This is a genomic window from Candidatus Vesicomyosocius sp. SY067_SCS001, from assembly GCF_014706615.1.
GTDB lineage: Bacteria > Pseudomonadota > Gammaproteobacteria > PS1 > Pseudothioglobaceae > Ruthia.
The window spans coordinates 387,974-405,385 of the sequence record NZ_CP054877.1 but is presented as its reverse complement, the minus strand read 5'-3'; the positions used below and the strand labels follow the sequence as shown (position 1 = coordinate 405,385).

The window sequence follows — 17,412 nt, the reverse complement described above, 5'->3', positions numbered from 1 at the left end:
TTATCTTTCCATATTTAAGAAGTACACCTTTAAAATATAAGTATAATTAATTTATACTGAATTACCGAGATATAAAACTATCTTTCGTCACACTAAATATAAAAAATTTTAAGAAAAAATACGTAATATATATATACAATATACTTTAAGGTTTTAAATCTGTTTTTTCTGTCTAAATAAAATAACTTAAAATACATCAAAATAATCAATAAATAACAAAAATTTATTAACATATTTTTAACAATGATAATGATAATTATTGTTTCTTAATTTAATCAAATAACTAATCTAAATCAATGGCAATTTTATCTAAATTAATAATATAAATCATACTGAATATAAGTTTGAACTTTATACCTGACCTGCTCATCAAATTATGTACAAAATAAAGCCTCTTAGGCTATTATAAATATTTTACAATTATAATAAATATATAAGAGTAACAAATCCTTAGAAAAGAGACTTTTCAACCTAGATAATAAGATATAAACAGTTGAAGATATATAAGTTAGTATATTTATCACAACTTTGAAATACATCTACTAAAATAATGTAGTAAATAAAATTATTACCTCCAAATACTTAACTGCATACTAATATTTACTAATCACTACATTTAAATTTAGTGATCCATGTCTTCATAGATAAGAGTACTAATTCAACTATTTGAATGTAGACCTATTATGTCATTAAACATAATAGTACAAACTATTTCTTTGATGTATATAGTAGGTATTTTGATACATATTATAAAATTGATAATATTAATATAAATTATCAATAACTTACGTAAAAAATATGGCTCCTCGAGGTGGACTCGAACCACCGACAAACGGATTAACAGTCCATTGCTCTACCAACTGAGCTATCAAGGAATAATAGATAAGATTATAATGATACATGATTACTAAAGCAATCTAAAGGTCAGTTATTTTTATAACTTTTAAGTTAGTATGGTTTTATACTAAAAAAATCATTACTCAATAGCATAGCTATAAAATAGTTATTTTTATAATTATAATTGTTTAAGCTAATACTAAAATCTTCTAAAACTACTAAAATTTTACCAAACGCAAAAGACCACCCCAAAAAAGGATGATCTTTAGTGATCCTTAAATACTAAAAAAACTTACTTAACAATCACTTGATCGCGACTATCAATAGTTGCATTAGCTTTAGCATCTGCATAACCTTTAGCATAAGCATCAGCTTGAGCTTTAGCAAATGCATCAGCTTGTCCTTTAGCAAATGCATCAGCTTGTCCTTTAGCAAATGCATCAGCAGTACCTGCATATTTACCATCAGCGGTTACATTAGAAACATTTTTAGTTTTATTCTTATTATTATAATGGAAGCCCCAATCAGAATCATTGTTCATATCATTATTATTAGAAAAAGGACCCCAATTAGAACCTCCATTCATTGGACCAAAATTAGAACCACCATCAAATGGGCCCCAATTATTACCACCTGAAAAAGGACCCCAATTAGAACCTCCATTCATTGGACCAAAATTAGAACCACCATCAAATGGGCCCCAATTATTTGAACCATTACCATAGCCGTAGCCATTATTATTTGAACCATTGTTAAAGAAACCAGCTGATGCTGATGTAGCAGCTACTAAAGTAGCAATAGCAATTATCTTTTTCATATTAATCTCCAAATTTAAAAGTATAACGCTCTTATTATTAAGAGGGTTTTAAGTATCAGACTCTGTGTCTATATTAGATATTATACGATAAATATTAACTGATAATAACATTATAGAAATCTATCATACATTTTTCTATTAAAGCATTTATTCTAAAATAGAAATATCACTAGATAATCTCACTAAAACAATTATACAAATATGGAAAAATACTCAAAATTTAATATAGTAATAACAGAAACCACCATAAAATAGCCTTAATTTAACACCATTTGAATATTTTTGATTTCTACTGTCAGTATTTCCCACAAACTTTCCATCTGTGCAACATTTAACATAAGCATTATCCTTTTCCTAGTATTTTTAGAAACCACACCAGTTGCATTCTCATATGCTGAAACAGTAAATATATTGTTAGGGGTATTTTCATTATTATAATGAAAAGTCACTCTTTACCTAAAAAATGTCCAGTTAGAAAGATTATTGCCATAGCCGAGTTTGTATTATTCCAAAATACCTATGTAAATGAGATAATTACCAATAGTTTTATTACGTTTTTCATTTTTTCTCCTAATTAAAATATATGTAATATAAATACGCAAATTAATATCCACTCGAACGAATAATACATATATTAGAAATATGGTAAGTTTATTAATAAACAATAATTTTATAATATATAATCAATGAGTGCATCCCCAAACTCAGAGCATGATAACAGTGTCGCATCATCCATAAGTCTTTCTAAATCATAAGTTACAGTTTTATTTTGAATAACATTAGACATTGCCTCTAAAACCATATCAGCCGCTTGTATCCAACCAATATGCCTAAGCATCATTCCTGCTGAAAGGATAATTGAACCTGGATTAACTTTATTAAGTTCTGCATACTTTGGCGCTGTACCATGTGTTGCTTCAAACACTGCTATCGTATCTGAAAGATTAGCACTTGGCACAATGCCAATACCACCCACTTGAGCAGCTAATGCATCTGAAATATAATCACCATTTAAATTAAGTGTCGCAATTACCGAATATTCCTCAGGACGTAAAAGAATTTGTTGCAAAAAAGCGTCTGCAATAACATCTTTAATTATAATTACCATGCCTGTATTTGGATTTTTAAACGACTTCCACGGCCCATCATCGATGGTAGTTGCACCAAATTCATCACATGCTAATTGATAACTCCAATTTCTAAAACTACCTTCGGTAAATTTCATAATATTACCTTTGTGTACTAAAGTTACTGAATCTTTATTATTGTCAATAGCATATTGAATAGCTGCACGTACTAAACGTTCTGTACCCTCTTTAGAAACTGGTTTAATACCAATTCCTGAAGTATCAGGAAAACGAATCTTTTTCGTGCACATTTCATATTGTAAAAAATCAATAACTTTTTTTACCTCAGCAGTGCCTGCCTGATATTCAATACCTGCATAAATATCTTCAGAGTTTTCTCTGAAAATAACCATATCAACCTTTTCAGGGGCTTTAACTGGTGATGGAATACCTTTAAGATACTTAATTGGGCGTTGACAAATAAATAAATCCAATATTTGACGAATAGCTACATTTAAAGAACGAATACCACCCCCAACCGGGGTGGTTAACGGACCCTTAATAGAAACTGAAAATTCCTTTATAGCATCTAAAGTTTCTTGGGGTAGATACTCACCATAAATATCATTTGCTTTTTTTCCTGCATAAATATTCATCCATTGAATTACTTTTGAACCGTTATATGCTTTAGCAACAATAGCATCAATCACTTTTCTCATCACTGGTGATACATCTACACCGATACCATCACCTTCAATATAAGTAATAATTGGATAATTTGGTACTTTAATAACTCCTTTTTCAAAGCTAATTTTTTCACCTTTTTGAGGTATTTTAATGTGTTGGTAAGTCATAATTATGAATAAGTAATGCAGTTAAAAACTGCATTATTTTAGCATAATTACTATTTAAATAGTAATTACTTGCCTAAAAATTTATTCAAATATAAGTTTTTAATCATAATTTAGAATCATCAAAAACTACTCTCATAACTAATTAATCAAATTGATTTAGTTCTTTAATCAACGCTGTTGATAACCTTTTACCTTTAAATTTGAGATACGAAATATTTCAATATTTTTGTGATTAATTATTAACATATTGATAAGGTTAGAATTGATAAGGTTAGATATATCTATAACTTATACTTATACACGATCAAAAATAAGCACCATAATTAAAATAACTAAAATATGAAATATTCCAATAACTACTAATTTTTTATAAAATTAAGTAAAACGCATGGGCGTCAAAAAAAACCCAAAACAATAAAAAATGACCTCATTAATAAAATTAATGTTTAATTTAACTAAAAACCTTCTAATTACACTCGTTTAGATTAGCACGCTCAGTAATATACCGTAAACGATCAAAATTCATATTTGCGCCACTAACAATGCTAATGATATTATTATTATGCAATTGTTTATCAAAAATATAACGCTTTATCCCAGCCAAAGCCAATGCACCAGAAGGCTCAACAATATAACGATTCTGATTATAAATATCCTTAATTGCTGCACACATCTCATCATTACTAACCAAAACGGTACCATTAACCAATTTTTTAGCAATTCTCAAGTTTTCAAATCCAACTTTCTTAACCGCAACACCCTCAGCAAAAATATCTACTTCGTCTAGAACAGCATGTGTATTACTATTAATTGAACGTGTAAATGCAGCAGAACCAACAGGCTCAACACCAATAATTTTAATCTTTGGTCGTTGCGTTTTAATCACACTAGCAATACCCGTAATTAAACCGCCGCCGCCAACTGGAACAAAAATATAATCAATATCATCCAATTGCTCCAAAAGCTCATAAGCAATCGTTCCCTGTCCAGCAATAACATCAAGATCATCAAATGCGTGAATAAATATATGTCCTTTTTTCTTGGCGATATTTTGCGAAAAATCATAAGCCGCATCATAACTATTTCCAAATAAAATAACTTCTGCACCTAAAGATTTAACCGAGTCAACTTTAATTTTTGGAGTGATTTTAGGCATCACAATAACAGAATAAATGCCTAATTTTTTTGCAGAAAAAGCAACACCTTGTGCATGATTTCCAGCTGAACAAGTAATCACACCTTTAGACAATTGTCGAATGTTTAGTGTTCTAATCTTATGATAAGCACCACGCAATTTAAAAGAATGTACAGGGGTTAAATCTTCACGTTTTAAATAAATTTTATTATCTAAATGCATACTAATTTGACTAGCAAATTCTAATTGAGTTTTTCTAACAACCTCATTAACAACATCTCGTTTAATACGGCTAACAATATTTTGCATAGAGTTCCTTTAAATAATCAATACTAACATAAGTTGCATTAGTTTTATCGCCCTTAATTAACTGAAAAGGTACATTAGACTCACCTAAATGATTAAGCACCACCATCGCACCATCAAAACGATGAGACTTGGTATATTCATTAGTAGTAATCAAAGTTTTTAACCCAGCCTCGGTAGCTGAGATAATACCATTATGTGAATCTTCAAAAGCCAAACATTTTGCAGGGTCCAATCTCATCTGCTTTAATACGTAAGTATAAATATCACCAGCTGGCTTCAACTTTGACACAATATTACCAGAACCAATAATCTCAAACCAATCTAGTGAATCAGATCCTAATGTACTTGTAATCAAAGCATCAACATTAATAGACGTTGTCGTTGTGGCAATTGCCAATCTTAGATTGGCTTTTCTTGCCTCATTAAACAAACGTTTAACACCTATCCGTAAAGGCACTGCTCCTTGACCCATTAAACGTACATAAATTTTAGTCTTTAACTGATGAATAGAGTCGATGAAATTATCCAAATATTGATGCTCAAATGTTGTATTGTATTTTGTTAAATAATATTTAATACGTAGTTTTCCTCCTGTTACATTAAGTAACTCGTGATAAATTTTATTTGACCAGTGCCAATCTAAGTCTAATTCCTTAAACGCTAAATTAAAGGCCTTCAAATGTCCATCACGTTCAGTATTTGCAATAGTTCCGTCAACATCAAAGATTAATGCTTCTAATGCCATAAAAAATTTAATATAAAAAATATAAAAAATAAATTGCTATTTTAAGGTAGTTTAGGTATAAACATACTATTTTTAATTAATCTAGCTATTATGTCGCAATCAATTTATCAAGAAATTCTTGATTATCAACCTAAGAAAAATGAAAAGTTTATGAATGATGCTCAACTTGAACATTTTAAAAATAAATTAAACACGTGGAGAGAACAATTAGTTGATGATGCTGAATCAACTATTAATCATATCCAAGAAGATTCAAATCAAGTTGCTGATATTAACGACAGAGCTACTCTTGAAGAAGAATTTGCTTTAGAATTAAGGACACGTGACCGTGAAAGAAAACTGATTGGAAAAATTGACAAAACTTTGCATATTATTGAACTAGGTGATTATGGTTTTTGTAAAACATGTGGTGCGGAAATTTCCTTAATGCGACTAGAAGCACGTCCTACTGCTGATGAATGTATTGATTGTAAAACCATTGCAGAAAAAAAAGAAGTTTAAAAAATATCTATTCACTAACTAGAAATGCTGGTAAAAACAACACTGCTTATCAAAAGTTCCAATTTTGGTTAATATCATAGAATCATTAATAATACCAATCTGAGTGACTGTAACATTATTTTTACTTTGTAGGTTTTTTAGTAAATTCATATTTTTAACTGGTACAGTAAAACATAATTCATAATCATCACCGCCTGCTAGTACCAAACACCAATCATTAGTTTTTGTAATATAAGTTTTAACCTCATTAGTCAATGGGATATCATCAATATTAATACTCGCACCTACATTAGAACAAGTAAGAATATGCGTTAAATCTTGTTCTAAACCATCAGAAATATCAATACAAGCGTTAGCAATAGTTGATAACTGTCGCCCTAAAACTAATTGTGGCTTAGGTCGATTAAAGTGGTTAATAGCATACTCAGAAGGTATTTGATTATTCTGTAATTGCTTCCAAGCATAAGCTGCATCACTAATCGTATTAGACACAAAAATTAAATCTCCTACTTGGGCAGATGAACGTAATAATGCTTTGTCTTTTTCAACTACCCCTGTAACATTAATAGTGATACTTAGAGTACCTTTTGTAGTGTCCCCACCAACCAATATAATACCAAATTCATCTGATAAGGATTTAAGTGAAGTAGAAAATTGACTAAGCCATTTCTTGTTAATATTTGGCAATGTTAGTGCAAGTGTGAAATATTTTGCACATGCTCCCATTGCTGCTAAATCACTTAAATTAACTGCCAAAGATTTATAGGCAATATCGCTTGCGCTAGTATTTAAAGGAAAATGCACGCCTTCAATCAAAGTATCAACACTAGTTACTAATTGATAATTAGGATCTATATTAATCACAGCACAATCATCACCAATCCCTAAATTAGCTAAACTCGAACTACCCCAATTAAAATAAGTTTCAATTAAAGAGAACTCGTTCACTAACTTTTAGGATATTTTTGTACTAATTTTTGATTAATTTCACTACGACCAGCATTAAACATTGAACCAGAACCTAATACAACGGACAGTAAAATACAAAAAAATAATGGAACTATGCCAAATAAACTCAAAATTGAATCAATAATTCTTATACCATCCATGCTTACAGGTACATCTGTTGAAATAATCAATCCTAGTGAAGTAACTAAAAAATAAAAAACATAAGCACTAATAAGTAATTTGTAACGATTAAGTGAAAGCTGCCAGTGTAAATAAACTAAATACGCATCATTACTTTTAGCTTTTTTAGTTCTAAAATAAGTATAGATGATAATGACAAAGGAAATTAAAATAGACAAATAAATTGCACTATTCATGTCAATATTGAGTAATTTAATCAGACCCAAGGTAAAAAATAAATTAACAATAACCGTATTAATAGTAAATAATTCATGTGCTGCTTTAGCTTCTCTACGCTCTTTAATGCTAGCATCAATAACAGTAATCATAACTATTAAGTTTACACTACATTACTAATCTAATAAAGTATTACTTACATATAAGCATTATCAGTATTTGCATGGTTTGTAACATCACGTACAGATTTAATTTCTGGAAAGCGTGCTTTAAGTTGAGCCTCAACACCTTGTTCTAAAGTAGATTTAACCGATGAACATCCTTGACAACCACCACCAAAATTAAGAATAACATCTATTTGCTTAGTAATCTCAACTAGCTCAACAAAACCACCATGAGAGGCAAGCCCAGGAGTGATATCAGCAGCAATAACGTATTTTATTTTCTCTTCAAGAGACGCATCTTCTTTTGGCTCTTCGCCTTTGGCATTAGGCGCTGTAATAATTAACTTCTTACCAACACTTGAATCTTTTAATGAAACTTCTGAGTCTTTTAAATATACAAAATTTAGCTTATCAATATAAACATAAAACCCTTCATATTCAAATTTTTGATACGTTTTGCTCAATTCTTTAGGAAAGCAAAAATTAAAAATAACTGTAGCAGCAGGTGTACCTGCCTTTTCAATATCCACCTTTAAGCCGAGGTCTTTCTCATCTTGTTGAGCAAATAAATCAGCCATATAAACTTTTGCTTTATTAGTAATATTAAACATAGTTATCCCTTTTTAAGAAAATGATATTGTCAATGAGTCGTACAGAGCCTAGAAATACTGCAGATAATATAATAATTTGACATGTATTATCAGTAATTTGTTTAAGGGTATTTGCATCTAACACTTCAAGATAATCCAATTTAAAATGCTGTTTTAAGTCAAATTCTGCCATTTTCTTTAACACATCAATTTTTTTATTTTGTAAAACCTCATTCTTAACATAAGTTAATATCCTGTACAAGTTAGCAGCTATTTTAACATCATTGTCAGATAAATACTGATTTCTAGTACTCATTGCTAAGCCACTTCTTTCTCTAATTATTTCACCAGATTCTATACATATATCCAATGATAAATTTTTAACCATTTGTTTAATAACTAATAATTGCTGATAATCTTTTTGACCAAAAATTGCAACATTAGGTCGTACAATTTCAAACAATATTTCCACAACCTGTATCATCCCATTAAAAAAATGCGGTCTAGTTTTACCACATAAAATGCGTCCAATCATCCCAACATCAATATGTTTACTTATGCCATTAGGATAAATTTGTTTAACATCTGGAATAAAAACACTATCAACATTTTCCTCTAATTCTATTAAATCAGCATTAAGTGAACGAGGATACCTATCTAAATCTTCATTTTTATCAAATTGAGCTGGATTAACAAAAATACTAACAACAACTTTATCAGCTTTTTGTTTAGCAATATCAATTAATGATAAATGTCCTTGATGCAACCCCCCCATTGTAGGAATAAATGCAATAGTTTTCTCTTGCTCGTGCCAATCGTTAACAAGCTCAGTTATTTGAATATTTTGATAGCACAACTTCATTAATAACTGTACTTCTTGCTTGGAAAAGACTCATCTTTTACAGCCTTGATAAAGGCATTAACAGCAGATTTTACATCACCATTATCAGTTAAGAAATTTTTAACAAATTTTGGTACACGCCTTACATTCACACCCAACATATCATAACTTACTAATACCTGTCCATCACAATCTAAACCGGCACCAATACCAATAATAGGGATACTCACAGATTGTGATACTTGTTTAGCCAATTCAGCAGGTACACATTCTAACACTATTACTTTAACACCCCAAGAAGCTAATGCTAAAGCATTTTTAATAATTTTATTAGCGCCTTGTTTTCCTCTACCTTGCACTCTATAGTCATTTATTTCTACTACTGATTGTGGTTGTAACCCTAAATGCCCACAAACAAAAATACTATTATCTTGCAAGATTCTAAAAGATGCTTCATGTTCACATCCGCCTTCAAGTTTGACCATTTGTGCACCTGCCATTATTAGACGCTTAGCATTTACTAAAGTTTGTTCAGCATAGGTATAACTTTGATAAGGCATATCTACAACTCTTAATGCATTTTGTGTACCTTTAGCAACTGCCTGCATATGATAAATCATATCACTCATACTTACATCCAATGTATTTTTGTCACCTTGAATGACATTGCCAAGTGAATCTCCCACTAAAATAATATCAATACCACATGCATCAAAGACTGATGCAAATGAAGCATCATAAGCGGTTAAGCAAGTAATTTTTTCTCCAGATTCTTTAAAGACCTTTAGTGCTTCAATATTCATAATTTAACCAATTCAGTAGTATCTAACTTATCAATCAAATTTTGAATAGGTCCTAAAACTGGTACTTTAAAGTTAGGTTCTATTTCTGCTAACGGTACCAATACAAATGCCCTATTCATCATTTTAGGATGTGGAATAATCAATTGTCTAGAAACAATTACTTGCATACCATAAATAATAATATCCAAATCAATGGTTCTTGCACTCCATTTTTTTTCGCGCACACGATGCTGTTTAATTTCAATATCTTGGCAAACATGCAACAATTCTAATGCAGTCAAGTGTGTGTCAACCTGACACATGGCATTAATATAATCAGGTTGCTTTGAACCGTCAATCGGCTTAGATTGATACATATTTGATAAACCATCCACCTTAATACCTTTAGTAGAATTAAGCGCAATCAATGCATTTTTAATTTGTTTTTTAGGGTGATTAAGATTCGACCCTAATCCAATATATGCTAACAATAAATCAATGTCCCAATAGGTTCGCCTGCGTACATTTTAGACAAAACATTTGCTTGTCTGCCTGAAGCAATAATAGTAATCATATTTGATTTAGCAACTATTTGAGCTGCTAATACTTTAGTATACATACCACCAGATCCTAATGAACCGCCTGTTCTATTAGCAACTTGTGTTAATTTTTCGTTATTTACATGAATTTTATCAATCAATTTAGCATCAGCATTTTGACGTGGATCAGCATCATAAACACCACCTTGATCTGTCAAAATAACCAATTGAGTTGCATTAACCAAATTTGCCACCAATGCCGCTAAGGTATCGTTATCACCAAATTTAATTTCATCTGTAGCAACAGTATCATTCTCATTCACAATTGGCACTATATCAAAATTTAATAATGTATTTAAAGTAGCAGAAATATTATTACTTTGATCAGTATTTGCTAAATTAACATGTGTTAATAATACTTGAGCAGTATGAATATTATACTGAGAAAACAAAGTTTCATAAGTTTGTATCAAGCCCATTTGACCTACTGCTGCTACTGCTTGTAATTTATGTATATTTTCAGGACGACCATGCCAACCTAGACGTTTCATACCCTCAGCAATTGCACCACTTGAAACCAAAATAATATCAATATTTTGTTGCTTTAATTCTTTAATTTGCTTTACCAAAGCAGCAATAAAAGTTTTATCTAAACCCTTACCGTCATTAGTTAAAAGCGAAGATCCAATTTTAATTACCCATCTTTTATTATTCATTTTATTATCACTAATTTAAATAATCCAGCAACTAAATCTTTACAACCAAAACCATTCAAAGCAGAGATACTATAAAATTTACCCTTATAATAAATATCTTTTAATAAACTTTGAACTATAGTATTCCTATCCTTCTCTGGCAATAAATCTATTTTGTTAATCACTAATAATTTTTCCTTATTGGACAGTTCTTGATCATATCTTTTAAGTTCTTTTTCAATGATTAAAAAATTCTTAACTGGATCAGACCCATCAACTGGCAAAATATCCACAACATGCAACAATACTTTTACACGTGACAAATGCTTTAAAAATTTAAAACCCAAGCCAGCGCCTTTACTAGCATTCTCAATTAGCCCTGGAATATCTGCTATGACAATATGCTTATCATAGCAAGATACCACACTTAACGATGGGTGTAACGTAGTAAATGGATAGTCAGCAACTTTAGGTCTTGCACTTGAAATTTGTCTAATTAGACTTGATTTACCGGCGTTAGGTATACCCAAAAGACCAATATCAGCCATAACGCTTAACTCTAGACCAATCTCACGAACTTCACCTGGAAAACCTGGTGTAGTTTCTCTAGGAGCGCGATTAATGCTAGATTTAAATCGTGTATTACCTAACCCATGAAAACCACCTTTAGCTACTAGTATAGTTTGTTCATGTTTAGTCATCTCTCCAATTAACTCATCAGTTGCAAGATCATAAACCTTAGTACCCAATGGAATTCCGACCGTCAAATGTTGTGCTGATTTTCCGCGTTTATTTTGGCCTGATCCAGGTTGTCCATTTTTTGCCCTAAACAAACGTTTAAAACAAAACTCACTAAGTGTATTCAATCCATCTTGCCCTTGAAAATACACATGACCACCGTCACCACCATCACCACCGTCAGGACCGCCATCAGAGATATACCTTTCTCTACGAAAGCCCAAACACCCTGCCCCACCTTTACCAGCCTCAATACGAATACTGGCAGAATCAACAAATTTCATAAAGGACTTCAAAACCGCTAAAATATAATGAACTATATTATACCACTTCCAAAATGGACCAAAGTCTCTACAATATAATAGGATATATTTTATTACCATTTATAATCCTAAGGTTAATAATTAAAGGCATAAAAACACCTAAATTTAGACAAAGAATTAATGAACGACTTGGCTTAATTACTAGAATACAAGAACCTATTATTTGGGTACATTGTGTTTCTGTAGGTGAATTTAAAGCAGCTATTATTATTATTGATAAGCTTATTAAACAACACCCTAATCATAAATTATTAGTCACCACAACTACACCTACAGGTTCTGACGCAGTGATAAGTTATTATAAAGATAAGGTAGTTAATCTTTATTTTCCTTATGATTTACCATTGATTATTAGGCATTATATTAAGCAAATTAATCCAAAAATATGTCTACTATTAGAAACAGAAATTTGGCCTAATCTAATCCACGAACTCAACAAAAAAAATATCCCAATACTACTTATCAATGCCAGATTATCACAACAATCAAAAGAAAAATACCAAAAATTTACCTCTAACTTAGTCAAACAATCCTTAAATAAGATCAGCTTAATCGTTGCTCAAAATCAAAATTCTGCTAACAATTTTATTGAATTAGGTGCTAAAAATAATTATGTCGTAATAACTAATAATATTAAATTTGATCAAAACACAACACCTGACAAAATAATAAGCAATACATTACAAAAAATAATTGGTAAACGTAAAACTGTTATTTTTGCTAGCACTCATAAAAATGAAGAAATACAAATTATTAACGAATACTCAAAAAATAAATGTGCTATTAATGCCTTACTTGTTATCATTCCAAGACATCCAGAACGTTTTAATATAGTCTATAAACTAGCTAAAAATGCTAATCTGAATATTGCTCGTCGTTCAGAAAACCGACCTTCCCAAGATGTTCAAATTCTTTTAGGCGATTCTATGGGTGAAATGATGTCCTACTTTGATATTGCTAATATTGTTTTTATGGGAGGTAGTTTAAGTAATACTGGTGGACATAATATGCTTGAACCTGCTGCTTTTGCTAAACCTATTATATTTGGCTCTAACATATTTAATTTTACTGAAATATCATTAGATTTACTAGAGCAAAATGCTGCTATTCTAATTCAAAATGTAAGCGACTTATTTAAAATAATAATAATGCTATTAAATGATGAAAAACAATGCAAAGTATTAGGATATAACGCCCAACAATACTTGTACAGTAAACAAGGTGCAGTAAAAAATACATTACAATTAATCAATAAATTTATATAATCTACAATGTAAAAAAATATAACACCTACAAACAATATAAAAATAATATTGCTTCAATAAACAAAAATCTTAATCCTTCAACTCTACACTGTTTAAAAAAGATTTAAGAAAATAGTCGATCATTTTTAAATTAAGTTAATAAAAATTTAACTATTTTTTTTCATGTAAATTTCACTGTTATTTTTTAGAAACTCTGCAGATTTTTTATCCATTTCTATTTGGATAGAATTAATCTTAGCAATCTCATCTACATTCATAGTTTTAATCTCTTGAGTGATCTTCATAGAACAAAATTTAGGACCGCACATAGAACAAAAATGCGAGGTTTTTGCAGCTTGTTTAGGCATAGTCTCATCATGATATTTACGTGCTGTATCTGGATCTAGACCTAAATTAAATTGATCTTCCCATCTGAATTCAAAACGCGCTTTAGAAAGAGCATTATCTCGAATTTGTGCACCCGGATGTCCTTTGGCTAAATCAGCTGCATGAGCTGCAATTTTATAAGCAATAACACCTTGTTTAACATCATTCTTATTAGGTAACCCTAGGTGCTCTTTTGGGGTAACATAACATAGCATAGCGCAACCATACCAACCAATTTGCGCGGCACCTATAGCACTAGTAATATGATCATAGCCTGGAGCAATATCAGTTGTTAACGGACCAAGTGTATAAAATGGTGCTTCACCACATTCTTCTAGCTGTTTATCCATATTTTCTTTAATCATTTGCATTGGTACATGACCAGGGCCTTCAATAAAAGTTTGCACATCATGTTTCCAAGCAATTTTAACAAGACCTCCTAAGGTTTCTAGCTCACCAAATTGTGCTACATCATTAGCATCAGCAATACAACCAGGACGTAATCCATCACCTAATGAGAAAGTAACATCATATTGCTTCATAATTTCACAAATATCTTCAAAATGTGTATAAATAAAACTCTCTGTATGATGCGCTAAACACCACTTTGCCATAATTGAACCACCCCGAGAAACAATACCTGTTACTCTATCAATAGTCAGTGGTACATGTTTAAGACGCACTCCTGCATGGATAGTGAAATAGTCCACACCTTGCTCAGCCTGCTCGATGAGTGTATCACGAAATATCTCCCAATTTAAGCTCTCAACAATACCATTAACCTTCTCTAATGCTTGATAAATAGGTACTGTACCAATAGGTACAGGTGAATTACGAATAATCCACTCACGAGTTTCGTGAATATTTTTACCAGTTGAAAGATCCATAATAGTATCTGCACCCCAACGAATACCCCATATCATCTTACTAACCTCTTCTTCAATGCTCGACCCCAATGCAGAATTGCCAATATTACCATTAATTTTAACCATAAAATTACGACCAATAATCATCGGTTCTATTTCTGGATGGTTAATATTAGCAGGAATTACTGCACGTCCTTTAGCAACTTCAGAACAAATAAACTCAGATGTAATTAAATCTGGGATATTAGCGCCAAAACTCTCGCCTTTTTTCTGACCAATTTGGTCTTTATATTCTTGCCATTTACAATTTTCACGAATGGCGATATATTCCATTTCAGGTGTGATAACACCTTGTTTAGCATAATGCATTTGTGACACATTTTTAGCATCTTTAGCACGACGTGGTACTTGTAGATGTTCAAAACGTAATGCATTTAACTGCACATCATCTCGACGTTCATTAGAAAAATTAGAGCTAAATTCGGTTAATATTTCAGTATCATTTCGCTCTTTAATCCAAGAAAATCTAATATTATCAAGACCTTTTCGCAAATCAATATTAATATTAGGATCGGTATAAACACCTGACGTATCATAAACATGAATAGGCGCATTTTTTTCTGCCAATTCACCAATTGTATCTGTAAGTGTAATTTCACGCATAGGCACCTGAATATCTTTACGTGATCCCTGTACATAAATTTTATTAGAATTGGGAAATGGCTTGATTAACGCTTCATTAACATTCGACATATTTTTGAAAGTTGGGTTTGATTGATTCAATGAAGTATAATATACTAAAGGTAAATATATAAATATATAAATAATTATGACAATTTTAACCCATAGGCCACGCCGTATGAGAAAACACTCATATACTCGTGAACTAATGCGTGAAAACCACTTATTGACCAGTGATTTAATATTTCCAATTTTTATCATTAAAGGTGAAAATAAACGACAAAATATTAACTCAATGCCAGGTATTGAACGTTTGAGTGTTGATCAATTATTAATTGAAGTAGCTGAATTAATTGAATTAGGTATTCAGGCAATTGCACTTTTCCCTGTTGTTCCGTCTATCAAAAAATCATTAGATGCTAAAGAGGCATTTAACCCAGATGGTTTAATACAACGTGCCATATACACTGTCAAACAAAAATATTCAAACTTAGCAGTGATTACCGATATAGCACTTGATGCATTTACCACGCACGGTCAAGATGGATTAATTGATAATAATGGTTATGTACTCAACGATGAAACAAATGAAGTTTTAGTTAGACAAGCTCTTTCCCATGCACAGGCTGGTACAGATATTGTAGCGCCAAGCGACATGATGGATGGACGTATAGACGCTATTCGTAAAGCGCTTGAAAAAAATAAATTTATTCACACAAATATTTTAGCTTATTCTGCAAAGTATGCTTCTCATTATTATGATCCCTTTAGAGACGCGATTGATTCCTCAGCTAATTTAGGAGAATCTAACAAGAAAACCTACCAAATTGATCCAGCTAATTCTAATGAAGCTGTTCGTCAGGTAGGTCTAGATATTGATGAAGGTGCAGATATAATCATGATTAAACCTGGATTACCATACTTGGATATTGTTTATCGAATCAAAAAAAATTTTAACATTCCTATCTTTGCTTATCACGTCAGTGGCGAATATTCTATGTTAAAAGCAGCTGTACAAAACAACTGGCTAAAGGAAGAACAAGTGGTATTAGAAACTTTATTAGCATTCAAACGTGCTGGTGCTGATGGTATTTTAACCTATTATGCTAAACAAGCTGCTAAGTGGCTGATGTAATATACTTACATCAAAGTATAAGTATATTAATTTTTTGAGAAATTATTATGGAAAATAAATCATTGTTTAGCTCAATTGCTCTAATACTAACTTTAATTATTGGTTATTTTATACACAATAATCAAATTATTCAACTTAACAATAAAATCAGCAACCTTAAACAAGAATACAATGTTAAACAAATAGCAAAACTTCCTGTTACCATGAGGAATATCGATACGATAGAAAATCTCAATAAACAGTTAATCAAAACACATTCAGAATTAAAAAAAGCACAAGATAAACTTTCACTAGAAACTAGCAAAGATCATGTTTTGAATGATGCTAAAATAAAAATGACAGACTTAAAATATTTATTAACTTCAGTTCAAAAAAAATTACAAACCTCTGATAAAAAGCTTAAATACTTAGAAGGTATTTTTGAAGAACAAAATAAAAACATAATCACGAAAAACATTACCAGTATTAAAAAATTAAAAGAAGCCTCAACAAATATTGCTGTAACAGGACTTATTGTACCTGCTATTGGTATTGCCACCTTAATCTCTTACACTTCTGAAGAAATACAAAACTACTGTAATAATATTAAAAATACCATGAACTTAGGATACAAGCTATTTGGTAAGGTTATATCGCTAAATAAGAATATGCGAATAAACTATCAGCAACAATGCTTAAGGAAATAAAGTTTCAAAAAAAGGTTATAACTAGAAAATAAAAAAGAAAACTTATTTTAGCTTTTTTGTAAAATTTTTATTAAAATCCTACGCATAAATCTCATCTTAAGAATCTTTAGCAACCATAGTAACAATAGATCTAATCTCATGGATTACTAACTTAACCAATTCAGTTTTAAA

At 30.8% G+C, this 17,412-nt stretch carries 18 protein-coding genes and 1 tRNA gene; 4 read left to right on the top strand and 15 right to left on the bottom strand.

The features are described 5' to 3' along the window. Window positions 1-799 precede the first annotated feature (799 nt). The 6 genes from HUW60_RS01975 to HUW60_RS01950 all read right to left on the bottom strand — a co-directional run bounded on the left by HUW60_RS01975 (window position 800) and on the right by HUW60_RS01950 (window position 5,764). A tRNA-Asn gene (locus HUW60_RS01975) sits at window positions 800-875 on the bottom strand. A 254-nt stretch (window positions 876-1,129) separates the two neighbouring features. Further along, the gene (locus HUW60_RS01970; protein ID WP_190600765.1) at window positions 1,130-1,654 is read right to left on the bottom strand and encodes a hypothetical protein; all 525 of its coding nucleotides are present in this window, start codon (window positions 1,652-1,654) and stop codon (window positions 1,130-1,132) included. 257 nt (window positions 1,655-1,911) lie between these two features. Continuing rightward, complete coding sequence (locus HUW60_RS01965; protein WP_190600764.1) at window positions 1,912-2,103, bottom strand: hypothetical protein; 192 nt, start codon at window positions 2,101-2,103, stop codon at window positions 1,912-1,914. A 221-nt stretch (window positions 2,104-2,324) separates the two neighbouring features. After that, window positions 2,325-3,575 carry an NADP-dependent isocitrate dehydrogenase gene (gene icd, locus HUW60_RS01960; protein WP_190600763.1) on the bottom strand — a complete coding sequence of 417 codons (1,251 nt, stop codon included), beginning with the start codon at window positions 3,573-3,575 and terminating at the stop codon, window positions 2,325-2,327. A 466-nt stretch (window positions 3,576-4,041) separates the two neighbouring features. Further along, a complete protein-coding gene (gene ilvA, locus HUW60_RS01955) occupies window positions 4,042-5,019 on the bottom strand; it encodes a threonine ammonia-lyase, biosynthetic (protein ID WP_190600762.1) in 978 nt (325 codons plus the stop codon). Beyond that, window positions 5,003-5,764 carry an HAD-IA family hydrolase gene (locus HUW60_RS01950; protein ID WP_190600761.1) on the bottom strand — a complete coding sequence of 254 codons (762 nt, stop codon included), beginning with the start codon at window positions 5,762-5,764 and terminating at the stop codon, window positions 5,003-5,005. Before HUW60_RS01950 ends, ilvA begins: the two co-directional genes overlap by 17 nt. Window positions 5,765-5,854: 90 nt before the next feature. On the opposite strand from HUW60_RS01950, the gene dksA reads away from it, so the two are divergent. Then, window positions 5,855-6,265 (top strand): RNA polymerase-binding protein DksA, encoded by a 411-nt coding sequence (gene dksA / locus HUW60_RS01945; protein WP_190600760.1) that lies wholly within the window; start codon window positions 5,855-5,857, stop codon window positions 6,263-6,265. Between the two features lie 18 nt (window positions 6,266-6,283). On the opposite strand, the gene thiL is transcribed toward dksA, so the two are convergent. The 8 genes from thiL to cgtA are packed head-to-tail and all read right to left on the bottom strand — an operon-like array spanning window position 6,284 to window position 12,203. Further along, window positions 6,284-7,213, bottom strand: a complete 930-nt coding sequence (thiL, locus tag HUW60_RS01940; RefSeq protein ID WP_190600759.1) for a thiamine-phosphate kinase — start codon at window positions 7,211-7,213, stop codon at window positions 6,284-6,286. Then, the gene (locus HUW60_RS01935; protein WP_190600758.1) at window positions 7,213-7,722 is read right to left on the bottom strand and encodes a hypothetical protein; all 510 of its coding nucleotides are present in this window, start codon (window positions 7,720-7,722) and stop codon (window positions 7,213-7,215) included. Before HUW60_RS01935 ends, thiL begins: the two co-directional genes overlap by 1 nt. 44 nt (window positions 7,723-7,766) lie before the next feature. Beyond that, the gene (locus HUW60_RS01930; protein WP_190600757.1) at window positions 7,767-8,345 is read right to left on the bottom strand and encodes an NfuA family Fe-S biogenesis protein; all 579 of its coding nucleotides are present in this window, start codon (window positions 8,343-8,345) and stop codon (window positions 7,767-7,769) included. Beyond that, window positions 8,338-9,186 (bottom strand): pantoate--beta-alanine ligase, encoded by an 849-nt coding sequence (panC, locus tag HUW60_RS01925; protein WP_190600756.1) that lies wholly within the window; start codon window positions 9,184-9,186, stop codon window positions 8,338-8,340. Before panC ends, HUW60_RS01930 begins: the two co-directional genes overlap by 8 nt. Continuing rightward, window positions 9,186-9,968: a 3-methyl-2-oxobutanoate hydroxymethyltransferase gene (gene panB / locus HUW60_RS01920; RefSeq protein WP_190600755.1), complete on the bottom strand. Its 783-nt coding sequence runs from the start codon at window positions 9,966-9,968 to the stop codon at window positions 9,186-9,188. Before panB ends, panC begins: the two co-directional genes overlap by 1 nt. Then, complete coding sequence (gene folK / locus HUW60_RS01915) at window positions 9,965-10,438, bottom strand: 2-amino-4-hydroxy-6-hydroxymethyldihydropteridine diphosphokinase (RefSeq protein WP_190600754.1); 474 nt, start codon at window positions 10,436-10,438, stop codon at window positions 9,965-9,967. Before folK ends, panB begins: the two co-directional genes overlap by 4 nt. Next, a complete protein-coding gene (gene proB, locus HUW60_RS01910) occupies window positions 10,432-11,202 on the bottom strand; it encodes a glutamate 5-kinase (RefSeq protein WP_190600753.1) in 771 nt (256 codons plus the stop codon). The genes folK and proB overlap by 7 nt, the downstream gene beginning before the upstream one ends. Continuing rightward, window positions 11,199-12,203: an Obg family GTPase CgtA gene (gene cgtA / locus HUW60_RS01905; protein WP_190600752.1), complete on the bottom strand. Its 1,005-nt coding sequence runs from the start codon at window positions 12,201-12,203 to the stop codon at window positions 11,199-11,201. The genes proB and cgtA overlap by 4 nt, the downstream gene beginning before the upstream one ends. Before the next feature lie 53 nt (window positions 12,204-12,256). Here cgtA and HUW60_RS01900 point away from each other — a divergent pair, with 53 nt between their 5' ends. After that, window positions 12,257-13,507, top strand: a complete 1,251-nt coding sequence (locus HUW60_RS01900; RefSeq protein WP_190600751.1) for a 3-deoxy-D-manno-octulosonic acid transferase — start codon at window positions 12,257-12,259, stop codon at window positions 13,505-13,507. 146 nt (window positions 13,508-13,653) lie between these two features. Here HUW60_RS01900 and thiC read toward each other — a convergent pair whose 3' ends face one another. Next, the gene (gene thiC, locus HUW60_RS01895) at window positions 13,654-15,492 is read right to left on the bottom strand and encodes a phosphomethylpyrimidine synthase ThiC (RefSeq protein ID WP_190600865.1); all 1,839 of its coding nucleotides are present in this window, start codon (window positions 15,490-15,492) and stop codon (window positions 13,654-13,656) included. Between the two features lie 76 nt (window positions 15,493-15,568). Between thiC and hemB the strand changes: the two genes are divergently transcribed. Both hemB and HUW60_RS01885 read left to right on the top strand, forming a co-directional pair. Next, window positions 15,569-16,555, top strand: coding sequence for a porphobilinogen synthase (hemB, locus tag HUW60_RS01890; protein ID WP_190600750.1), 987 nt, complete (start codon window positions 15,569-15,571; stop codon window positions 16,553-16,555). A gap of 47 nt (window positions 16,556-16,602) precedes the next feature. Next, window positions 16,603-17,241, top strand: coding sequence for a hypothetical protein (locus tag HUW60_RS01885; RefSeq protein ID WP_190600749.1), 639 nt, complete (start codon window positions 16,603-16,605; stop codon window positions 17,239-17,241). Window positions 17,242-17,412: the final 171 nt, after the last annotated feature.

Coding starts and splice junctions, on each gene's coding strand:
- icd (WP_190600763.1), bottom strand. CDS start 3,575: ATGACTTACCAACACATTAAAATACCTCAAAAAGGTGAAAAAATTAGC.
- HUW60_RS01885 (WP_190600749.1), top strand. CDS start 16,603: ATGGAAAATAAATCATTGTTTAGCTCAATTGCTCTAATACTAACTTTA.
- dksA (WP_190600760.1), top strand. CDS start 5,855: ATGTCGCAATCAATTTATCAAGAAATTCTTGATTATCAACCTAAGAAA.
- cgtA (WP_190600752.1), bottom strand. CDS start 12,203: ATGAAATTTGTTGATTCTGCCAGTATTCGTATTGAGGCTGGTAAAGGT.
- panB (WP_190600755.1), bottom strand. CDS start 9,968: ATGAATATTGAAGCACTAAAGGTCTTTAAAGAATCTGGAGAAAAAATT.
- panC (WP_190600756.1), bottom strand. CDS start 9,186: ATGAAGTTGTGCTATCAAAATATTCAAATAACTGAGCTTGTTAACGAT.
- HUW60_RS01970 (WP_190600765.1), bottom strand. CDS start 1,654: ATGAAAAAGATAATTGCTATTGCTACTTTAGTAGCTGCTACATCAGCA.
- thiC (WP_190600865.1), bottom strand. CDS start 15,492: ATGTCGAATGTTAATGAAGCGTTAATCAAGCCATTTCCCAATTCTAAT.
- HUW60_RS01935 (WP_190600758.1), bottom strand. CDS start 7,722: ATGATTACTGTTATTGATGCTAGCATTAAAGAGCGTAGAGAAGCTAAA.
- ilvA (WP_190600762.1), bottom strand. CDS start 5,019: ATGCAAAATATTGTTAGCCGTATTAAACGAGATGTTGTTAATGAGGTT.
- HUW60_RS01930 (WP_190600757.1), bottom strand. CDS start 8,345: ATGTTTAATATTACTAATAAAGCAAAAGTTTATATGGCTGATTTATTT.
- HUW60_RS01900 (WP_190600751.1), top strand. CDS start 12,257: ATGGACCAAAGTCTCTACAATATAATAGGATATATTTTATTACCATTT.
- proB (WP_190600753.1), bottom strand. CDS start 11,202: ATGAATAATAAAAGATGGGTAATTAAAATTGGATCTTCGCTTTTAACT.
- hemB (WP_190600750.1), top strand. CDS start 15,569: ATGACAATTTTAACCCATAGGCCACGCCGTATGAGAAAACACTCATAT.
- HUW60_RS01950 (WP_190600761.1), bottom strand. CDS start 5,764: ATGGCATTAGAAGCATTAATCTTTGATGTTGACGGAACTATTGCAAAT.